Origin of the sequence: Ruegeria arenilitoris (assembly GCF_013032855.1) — a bacterium.
GTDB classification, from domain to species: Bacteria; Pseudomonadota; Alphaproteobacteria; order Rhodobacterales; family Rhodobacteraceae; genus Ruegeria; species Ruegeria arenilitoris.
Map to the genome: position 1 here is coordinate 122,816 of NZ_WQDA01000006.1, position 8,816 is coordinate 131,631.

Below are 8,816 nucleotides of genomic sequence, written 5' to 3' on the forward strand. Positions count from 1 at the left end.
CATTATCGGCAGTCCGGGTTGGGCGGCAAGGGGTTGGGACCGGTCCAATTCGCTTCAAATGCGCACATTAGAGTTTTCTAAACACCTAAGGCCGCAGAATGGCAATTGGGTGAAGAAAATGGGTGGCTGACATGAGTTATCATGAGTCGGGCGCGACGGGCCTCGAGGAATCCGTCTGCCGGTACGGGGCGTCAAAATTGTGGTTTCGCGGGCCAAAGCGAGTGTTGCGGGCGCCCTATGTGGCCTGCGTCGGCGGCACCGAGACATTCGGTCGGTTCGTCGATTCTCCGTTTCCCGCAGCGTTGGAGCAGCGGCTGGAAATGCAGTGTCTGAATCTGGGCAGTCTGTTCACGGGTGCCGAGGGATTGGCGCGGGATCCGGAAATTCTGAGCCTGATGAATGGCGCCGAGGTTTGCGTTCTGCAACTGCCCTCGGCGCTGAATCAGTCCAACCGGTTCTACCGTGTTCATCCCCGACGCAATGATCGGGTGCTCGAGGCGACCTCGGACCTTTCCGCCCTGTACCCCGAAGTTGACTTCGCCGACGTTCATTTTGTGCGGCACCTTATGTCCAGGTTGTCGGCATTTTCGGACGCACGGTTCGAAGTGGTGGCCGCCGAGTTGCGGCGGGCTTGGGCAAAGGCGCTTCGCACCCTGTTGGACAACGTCACCAGCCGGGTTCTACTGGTGTGGCTGGACTGGGATCACAGCGCGGCAGTCGGGCCAGATGCGCACGGGGTATCTGATCCGGTGCCAATTACACAGGCCATGATTGATGGAGTGTCGGATGGAGGGGTAGCAACCGTGAAGATGACGGTGCGCCCTTCAGGTGCTTCGGATGATCTTGAGGACATGCTGTTCGGCACGATGCAGCAACCGATGGCGGAACATATGATCGGACCGGCCACGCACCGGGCCATTGCAGAACGTTTGCTGCCTGCGATCCGTGACCTCGAATGAAAAAGGCCCGCCAATTTGGCGGGCCTTGAGTTCTCGAAAAGAAGGGCCGTCAGCCCAGCTTTTCGGTCAGCTCCGGCACGGCCTGGAACAGGTCCGCGACCAGGCCGTAGTCCGCGACCTGGAAGATCGGAGCTTCTTCGTCTTTGTTGATCGCGACGATGATCTTCGAATCCTTCATGCCGGCCAGGTGCTGGATCGCACCCGAAATACCAACCGCGATGTACAGATCGGGTGCAACGACCTTGCCGGTCTGACCCACCTGCCAGTCGTTCGGGGCATAGCCCGAGTCGACTGCCGCACGGCTGGCACCAACCGCCGCGCCCAGCTTGTCGGCGAGGGCTTCGATCAGTTTGAAGTCTTCTTCCGAGCCAACACCACGGCCGCCCGAGACAACGACGCCGGCCGAGGTCAGTTCGGGGCGGTCGCTTTCGGCGACCTTGTCCTCGACCCATTCCGACAGGCCGGGGTTTTCACCGACCGATACGGTGTCGACCGGGGCCGATCCTCCTTCGCCGGCCGCATCAAAGCTGGCCGTACGGAAGGTGATGACCTTCTTGGCGTCGTTCGACTTGACGGTCTGGATCGCGTTGCCCGCGTAGATCGGGCGCTCGAAGGTCGAGCCATCCACCACGCCCGACGCGTCCGAGATCACCATCACGTCCAGCAGCGCGGCCACGCGCGGCATCACGTTCTTGGCGTCGGTGGTGGCGGGCGCCACGATATGTTCATAGCCATCGGCTAGGCTGACGATCAGCGCGGCGGTCGATTCGGCCAGACGGTGGCCCAGCGACGGGTCTTCGGCGACCAGAACCTTAGATACGCCGTCGATCTTGGCGGCGGCTTCGCCGGCAGCGGCGGCCGAGCCGCCCGCGGCCAGAACGGTCACGTCACCCAACTGCTTGGCAGCAGTGACCGCCTTGGCGGTTGCGTCCATCGCCAGTTCGCCATTGTTGACTTCGGCAAGCAGAAGTACAGCCATTACACAGCCCCCGCTTCTTTGAGTTTCCCGACCAGCTCGTCGACCGAGCCCACGATGATGCCTGCGGCGCGTGCCGGCGGCTCTTCGGTCTTGACGACTTCGAGGCGCGGCGTGACGTCGACGCCGTAATCGGCGGCGGTTTTTTCGTCCAGCGGCTTTTTCTTGGCCTTCATGATGTTCGGCAGCGACGCATAGCGCGGCTCGTTCAGGCGCAGGTCGACGGTGATGATGGCCGGCATCTTGACACTGATGGTCTGCAGACCGCCGTCAACTTCACGCGTGACCTTGGCGGTGTCGCCTTCGATGTCCAGTTCGGACGCGAAGGTGCCCTGGCTCCAGCCCAGCAGTGCCGACAGCATCTGACCGGTGGCGTTCATGTCGTTGTCGATCGCCTGCTTGCCGCACAGAACCAGTCCGGGCTGCTCTTCCTCGACCACCTTGGCCAGGATCTTGGCGACGGCCAGCGGCTCGATGTCCTGGTGGACGTCGTCCGCCGCGACGACCAAGATGGCGCGGTCTGCACCCATCGCCAGCGCGGTGCGCAGCGTTTCCTGCGCCTGCTTGACGCCGATCGAAACGGCCACGACCTCTTCGGCCTTGCCGGCTTCTTTCAGGCGGATCGCCTCTTCGACGGCAATCTCGTCGAACGGGTTCATCGACATTTTGACATTGGCGAGATCAACACCGCTGCCGTCCGCTTTGACGCGAACTTTAACGTTGTAGTCGATCACGCGCTTGACAGGCACAAGTACCTTCATTTTTGCGTACGCTCCTTACAAAAACGGCAAGCCGCAATGCGACTCCACCAATGCTCTCGTCGGCCTAGATAGCGCCTTGCGGGGCGTCGGGACAGGGCAAAATCGTCACGTCATGTCGTGGGGACGTCGCGTTTCACGCTTTTTGACGTGAAGGAACGAAAGATTGTTACCCGGCCGATGGGCGGTTTTGCCGCGCCGGATGGTGTGAAAACGCATTCAAGAAGCACGGGTTTCAGCGGTTCGCGCCCGCTCTTTGGGCCGGGGCTTCGCCCTTCCGGTCGCCCCAACGTCCGCTGGACGTTGTGCCGCTTTCAGCGGTTCGCGCCCGGAACCCACAAGACGTCATCGCGACCGCCGTTGTTGGCGCAGCGGGCTGCCACGAAGAACCAGTCGCTGAGGCGGTTGAGGTATTTCACCGCGGCCTCGTTCACCGGTTCCATGTTGGTCAGTTCGACAGACAGGCGCTCGGCGCGCCGCGAGACCGTGCGGCAGACATGAAGATGCGCCGCCAGCTTTGATCCGCCCGGCAAGATGAAGCTGCGCAACGGTTCGAGGTCGGCATTCATCGCGTCGATTTCCGATTCCAGACGATCGATCTGGGCCGGGGCGATCCGCAGGGGCGGGTAGTCGGCCTCGGCGTCTTTTTCCATGTCGGGGCGGCACAGGTCAGCGCCCAGATCGAACAGATCGTTCTGGATGCGGGCCAGCGCCGCATCGACCTCGCCCTCGGCCTCGGTGCGCGCCACGCCGACAAATGCGTTCAACTCGTCCACCGTGCCATAGGCCGCCACGCGGCCCGAGTATTTCGCAACCCGTTCGCCATTGCCCAGCGCGGTTTTGCCGTCGTCGCCGGTGCGGGTATAAATCTTGTTCAGAACGACCATCTACTGCACTCCCTGTCCACGCAGATAGACGTAGAGCACGATCAGTACCACGGCAATGAATTGAAACAGGATGCGCAGCCGCATCATCTTGTTGCTTTTCTTGGCAGCCGCCATACCGCCCTTGCCGAAATTGGATATGCCGATGGCCAGAACAACGACGACCGCCGCCATGGCCAAAAGAAGTACGCCCATTAGAAGGTCCATGAACTCACCGTCCGCATTTGTTGTATCCTTTCCGCACCATCTAGCGGGTCGGCCCGCGAAAGCGAACGGGTAATTTCGTCTCAGATACCCGAAAGGATGCGGTCTATCGTGCCCGTTGGTAGAATGCGGCGCAAATAACCAGCGATATAGGTCGGTGTGGTCACGTAGTACCGAGCTTTGGGCGACTTTGCCTCGAGCGCGCGGGCAAGTTTGTCGGTTACCGCGGACGCAGGCAACTCGAACCGGTCGGGGCCCGAGTCTTCGTACAGACGTTTGAGCAGCGACCCCTCATACTTGTCGCGCAGGGCCGAGTTTTCCCAGTCTATGAACCGTTCAAAAATCGGTATGGCTTTTTCGCGCAGTTTAGAGGTGATGGGACCGGGTTCAATCAGCACCACTTTGATGCCGGTGCCGCGCAGCTCCAGCCTCATCGTATCGGTCAGGCCTTCGATTGCGTATTTCGTGGCGACGTAAGCACCGCGCCAGGGAAAGGCGACCAGACCCAGTACCGACGAGTTCTGCACGATGCGGCCATGGCCCTGTGCACGCATGACGGGTATCACCTGGCGGGTCAGTTCGTGCCAGCCAAAAACATTGGTCTCGAAGATATGGCGCAACCCGTCGGTGGGCACATCTTCGATCGCACCGGGCAGGCCATGGGCGCCGTTGTTGAACAGCGCGTCCAATGTGCCGCCCGTTGCTTCGAGAACACTGGCCAATCCCGAAGTGATCGTTTCGGCATCGGTATAGTCGATTCTTGGGCTGTCAAAGCCCTGAGCCCTCAGCCTGTCGCAATCGCGCTGATGTCTGCAGGCGGCAAACACGCGCCATCCGCGTGCACGCATCCCGTGTGCCGCGTCCAGACCAATGCCGGATGAGCATCCGGTGATGAGGATGGATTTCTGCATGTCTGCCCCAAAGTCGTCCTCGGCAAAAACTATTGCGAGGATCGGCCTCCGGCAATGACGGCATCACGTCAATTTGTGCTTTTTCGGATCAACGAGGAGGAAATCCAGCCAACCTGTTGCTCGGGCAACACGCGCAGGCGCAGCCAGCCGGTTCCGGACTCGCTCAGAACTTCGACCTGCTGACCCATCCGCGCTTTGCCGATGATCGGATAGATCGTGCCGGGGCCGTCGCGCATGTTCACGCGGGTGCCGGACACGATGCGGATGTCTTTCGGCGGCTCTGCGGGTGCAGGGGCGGCTGCCGTTTCCGGTTCGGCGTCGGTGTCCAAAACCTGGACGGCCGCGTTTTCATCCAGCGACGCCAGCGAAAAGGTGCCGCCGGTATTGTCGAAACTGGACAGATCAGAATTCAGACCGGCCGCGATCTGCGCTAGCAACGCCTCGGTATCGACGGCATCGGCGGCGGGGATCGGTTCCGGCTTAGGTTCGGACGGCTTGGCGGGGCGCAGGGCCACTTTCGTCACAAGCTCGGTTGCCGGGGAGGGGACCAGTGGCCTGGGCTCGGGTTTCTCACCTGCCGCAACGACGGGTGGTGCCTCGGCGCGGGTTCCGCGCGGTTCGAATTCGGATCCACCGCTCATGACGTAGAAGAACCAGCCGAGCATGGCAAAAGTAACAAGCATAAGGCGCGTCATGGCGCATCCCCCGGTAATCATAACAACAAGAAAAAGGCAGCATTCAATTGTTGGGATCCTACCATAGTTCGGGTCCCGAGTCGAAAATCGGGGGAAATCGCCGGGTTGGCTCCCCCTGTTGCAAAAACCCCGACTTGTCCCCAGCAAAATATGCCTTGGTTGCTTTACCACGCGCGCCGGGCGTCGTATCACATCATCTATGAACGACACGATCGACGACCCCAACATGGAGGCCCCCGACGCCGGGGGTGAGGTGGCCGAACCGCTGCGCCGGGCAATTGGCGAGCGTTATCTAACCTATGCTCTCTCCACCATCATGCACCGCGCGCTGCCGGATGCGCGCGACGGGCTGAAGCCGGTTCACCGGCGAATCCTCTACGCTATGCGCGAGCTGCGACTCAGCTCCTCGGGCGGGTTCCGCAAGTCGGCCAAGATCTCGGGTGACGTGATGGGTAACTATCACCCGCACGGGGACGCCGCGATCTATGACGCGATGGCGCGTCTGGCGCAGGATTTCAACGTCCGCTACCCGCTGGTCGACGGGCAGGGGAATTTCGGCAATATCGACGGCGACAACCCGGCGGCCTCGCGCTACACCGAGGCCCGGATGACCATCGTTGCCGAGGCGTTGCTGGAGGGGCTGAACGAGGACGCCGTCGATTTCCGCGACAACTATGACGGCACGCTGACCGAACCGGTCGTCTTGCCGGCACAGTTCCCGAACCTTCTGGCCAATGGCGCCTCAGGCATTGCCGTGGGCATGGCGACGAACATCCCGCCCCACAACATCGCCGAGCTGTGCGACGCCTGTCTGCATCTGATCAAGACGCCCGACGCGCGTGACGACACGCTGCTGAACTATGTGCCGGGGCCCGATTTCCCAACGGGCGGCGTAATCGTAGAACCGGCCGAGAATATCGCGCAGGCCTATCGCACCGGGCGCGGATCGTTCCGGCTGCGTTGCAAATACGAGGTCGAGGATCTGGGCCGCGGCCAGTGGCAGATCGTGGTCACCGAGATCCCCTATCAGGTTCAGAAATCCAAGCTGATCGAAAAGATCGCCGAGCTGATCCAGACCAAGAAGATCCCGATCCTGGGCGATGTACGCGACGAATCCGCCGACGACATCCGCCTGATCCTCGAACCGCGTTCGAAAAACGTGGACCCCGAGGTGTTGATGAACATGCTGTATCGCAACTCGGATCTCGAGGTGCGGTTCAGCCTGAACATGAACGTGCTGATCGACGGGGTGACGCCCAAGGTCTGTTCGATGAAGGAAGTGCTGCGCGCCTTCCTCGATCACCGGCAAGAGGTGCTGCTGCGCCGCTCGCGTCACCGGATGGCCAAGATCGACCACCGGCTTGAGGTATTGGAGGGCTTCATTGTTGCCTTCCTGAATCTTGACCGCGTGATTGATATCATCCGCTATGACGACGACCCCAAGGCCGCCCTGATGCGGGAGAATTGGGGCATCGACCATGTCCGCGCCACCAGCGAAGCCGACTATGTCTCGCCCAAGCCGGGCGAGGGCGAACTGTCCGAAGTTCAGGTCGACGCGATCCTGAACATGCGCCTGCGCAGCCTGCGTCGGCTCGAAGAGATGGAACTGGTCCGTGAGCGTGACGCGCTGATGGAAGAGCGCGCAGAACTCGAGGATCTGCTGGCGGATGAGGGTCTGCAATGGGCCAAGATCGCCGAGCAGCTGAAAGAGACCAAGAAGACCTTCGGCAAGGATTATGAGGGCGGCGCGCGTCGTACCCGCTTTGCCGAAGCAGGCGAGGTCGAGGACGTGCCGCTTGAGGCGATGATCGACAAAGAGCCGATCACGGTCGTCTGCTCGCAGATGGGCTGGATCCGCGCCATGACCGGCCATATCGACCTGAACCGCGAGCTGAAGTTCAAGGACGGCGACGGGCCGCGGTTCATCTTCCACGCGGAAACCACCGACCGGCTGCTGGTCTTCGCATCGAACGGGCGGGTCTATACGGTCAGCGCCGCGAACCTTCCCGGTGGCCGGGGAATGGGTGAGCCGCTGCGCCTGATGGTCGATCTGCCCAACGAGGCGCAGATCGTCGATATCCTGATCCACAAGCCGGGGCGCAAACTGCTGGTTGCTTCGGATGCGGGCAACGGGTTCATGGTGCCCGAGGACGAGGTGCTGGCCCAGACCCGCAACGGCAAACAGGTGCTGAACGTCAAGGATGACGAGCGCGCGGTGATCTGCAAGCCGATCGAGGGCGATCACGTCGCTGTGGTATCACAGAATGGCAAGTTTCTGGTGTTCCCGGTTTCTGAACTGCCCGAGATGACGCGGGGCAAGGGCGTGCGTCTCCAGAAATACAACATGGCGCGCGGGCGCCAGGGCACGCTGGAGCTGGATGGCGGCCTGTCCGACCTGACGACGTTCAACTGGGAGGACGGTTTGAAATGGTCAATGGGCGGCGACAAGACGCGGCATGAGGCAGATATGTCTCAATGGCTGGCAAAGCGCGCAAGCGTCGGAAAAAAACCGCCCTATGGGTTCCCGCGCGATTACAAGTTCTCGTGATCGTGCGCCGACCACGGTGGAAATCTGCCGATACGGCTTGGCACAAGCTGCATCGGTGCGCTAGATCAAAGAAAAACAGGCCTATCGAGACGAGACAATGCTGCGCATTCTGACCCTGATTACCGGACTGGCCCTGGTGGGCGCCTGCACGCAGACGCAACTCTACGAAGAACCGGAAGATCTGGGTGAATTCAAGCTGCGTGTGAACTATGCGTTTGCCGACAAGGCCGTCCAGGGGCCGGTGTCTCGTGACGCGACGCCCCAGGAATGGACCGAAGCGATCCAGAAGGCCGTCGATATCCGCCTTGGTCGCTATCAGGGCTCGCAGGAGTATGACATCGGGATCAGCCTCGAAGGCTATATGCTGGCGCCTCCTGGTATTCCGGTGATCTACAACCCCAAAAGCACAGCGATCGTTCTGGTCAACGTCTATGATGTCGGCAAGAAAGAGTTTCTGGCCAAGGGCAAGCAGTTTCAGGTCCTCGAAGATACCACCGGTGGCAGCGCTCTGAAGGGCTCGGGCAACGAACGCACCAAGGAAGAGCAGATGAGCGGTTTGGCACTGAAAGTGGCGGACCGCGTCGAGGAATGGCTGGCTGAAGAGCACAAGGACAATGGTTGGTTCGACCTGCGCCCCGGCCTGATCCAACCGATTGAATCCGGGCAGGCGATACAAAACCCGGCATAGTTTTGAGGATTTCCCTCAGGATGTGCTTGATTTTCCGCTTTGAACCAAATATCTCGCGCGCGCAGATGTAACCACGGGACCAAGGGTCCCCCAAATCGCAAAAGGGCGCCTGAGGAATGGCAAAGGAAAAGTTTGAGCGTACAAAACCGCACGTCAACATTGGCACGATTGGCCACGTTGACCACGGCAAGAC

At 61.0% G+C, this 8,816-nt stretch carries 9 protein-coding genes; 3 read left to right on the forward strand and 6 right to left on the reverse strand.

Going from position 1 to position 8,816, the window contains the following annotated elements; translation table 11 throughout:
* Positions 1-131 precede the first annotated feature (131 nt).
* Positions 132-959 carry a DUF6473 family protein gene (locus GOW72_RS18230; protein ID WP_217358192.1) on the forward strand — a complete coding sequence of 276 codons (828 nt, stop codon included), beginning with the start codon at positions 132-134 and terminating at the stop codon, positions 957-959.
* Between the two features lie 49 nt (positions 960-1,008).
* On the opposite strand, the gene GOW72_RS18235 is transcribed toward GOW72_RS18230, so the two are convergent.
* From GOW72_RS18235 to GOW72_RS18260, 6 genes are all read right to left on the reverse strand, one after another.
* Positions 1,009-1,938, reverse strand: coding sequence for an electron transfer flavoprotein subunit alpha/FixB family protein (locus GOW72_RS18235; RefSeq protein WP_170366306.1), 930 nt, complete (start codon positions 1,936-1,938; stop codon positions 1,009-1,011).
* Positions 1,938-2,696: an electron transfer flavoprotein subunit beta/FixA family protein gene (locus GOW72_RS18240; RefSeq protein WP_093965302.1), complete on the reverse strand. Its 759-nt coding sequence runs from the start codon at positions 2,694-2,696 to the stop codon at positions 1,938-1,940. Before GOW72_RS18240 ends, GOW72_RS18235 begins: the two co-directional genes overlap by 1 nt.
* 311 nt (positions 2,697-3,007) lie before the next feature.
* Entirely contained in the window at positions 3,008-3,580 is a 573-nt protein-coding gene (locus GOW72_RS18245; RefSeq protein ID WP_093965304.1) for a cob(I)yrinic acid a,c-diamide adenosyltransferase, read from the reverse strand.
* Positions 3,581-3,784: a twin transmembrane helix small protein gene (locus GOW72_RS18250; protein ID WP_093965306.1), complete on the reverse strand. Its 204-nt coding sequence runs from the start codon at positions 3,782-3,784 to the stop codon at positions 3,581-3,583. It lies immediately after the preceding gene.
* An 80-nt stretch (positions 3,785-3,864) separates the two neighbouring features.
* Positions 3,865-4,692 (reverse strand): SDR family NAD(P)-dependent oxidoreductase, encoded by an 828-nt coding sequence (locus GOW72_RS18255; RefSeq protein WP_170343446.1) that lies wholly within the window; start codon positions 4,690-4,692, stop codon positions 3,865-3,867.
* Positions 4,693-4,760: 68 nt separating this feature from the next.
* On the reverse strand, positions 4,761-5,387 hold the full coding sequence (locus tag GOW72_RS18260) for an SH3 domain-containing protein (protein WP_244952481.1): 627 nt from the start codon (positions 5,385-5,387) through the stop codon (positions 4,761-4,763).
* A 199-nt stretch (positions 5,388-5,586) separates the two neighbouring features.
* On the opposite strand from GOW72_RS18260, the gene GOW72_RS18265 reads away from it, so the two are divergent.
* Together GOW72_RS18265 and GOW72_RS18270 are read left to right on the forward strand one after the other, a co-directional pair.
* A complete protein-coding gene (locus GOW72_RS18265) occupies positions 5,587-7,935 on the forward strand; it encodes a DNA topoisomerase IV subunit A (RefSeq protein WP_170367984.1) in 2,349 nt (782 codons plus the stop codon).
* Between the two features lie 97 nt (positions 7,936-8,032).
* A complete protein-coding gene (locus GOW72_RS18270; protein ID WP_170342620.1) occupies positions 8,033-8,623 on the forward strand; it encodes a hypothetical protein in 591 nt (196 codons plus the stop codon).
* Positions 8,624-8,816: the final 193 nt, after the last annotated feature.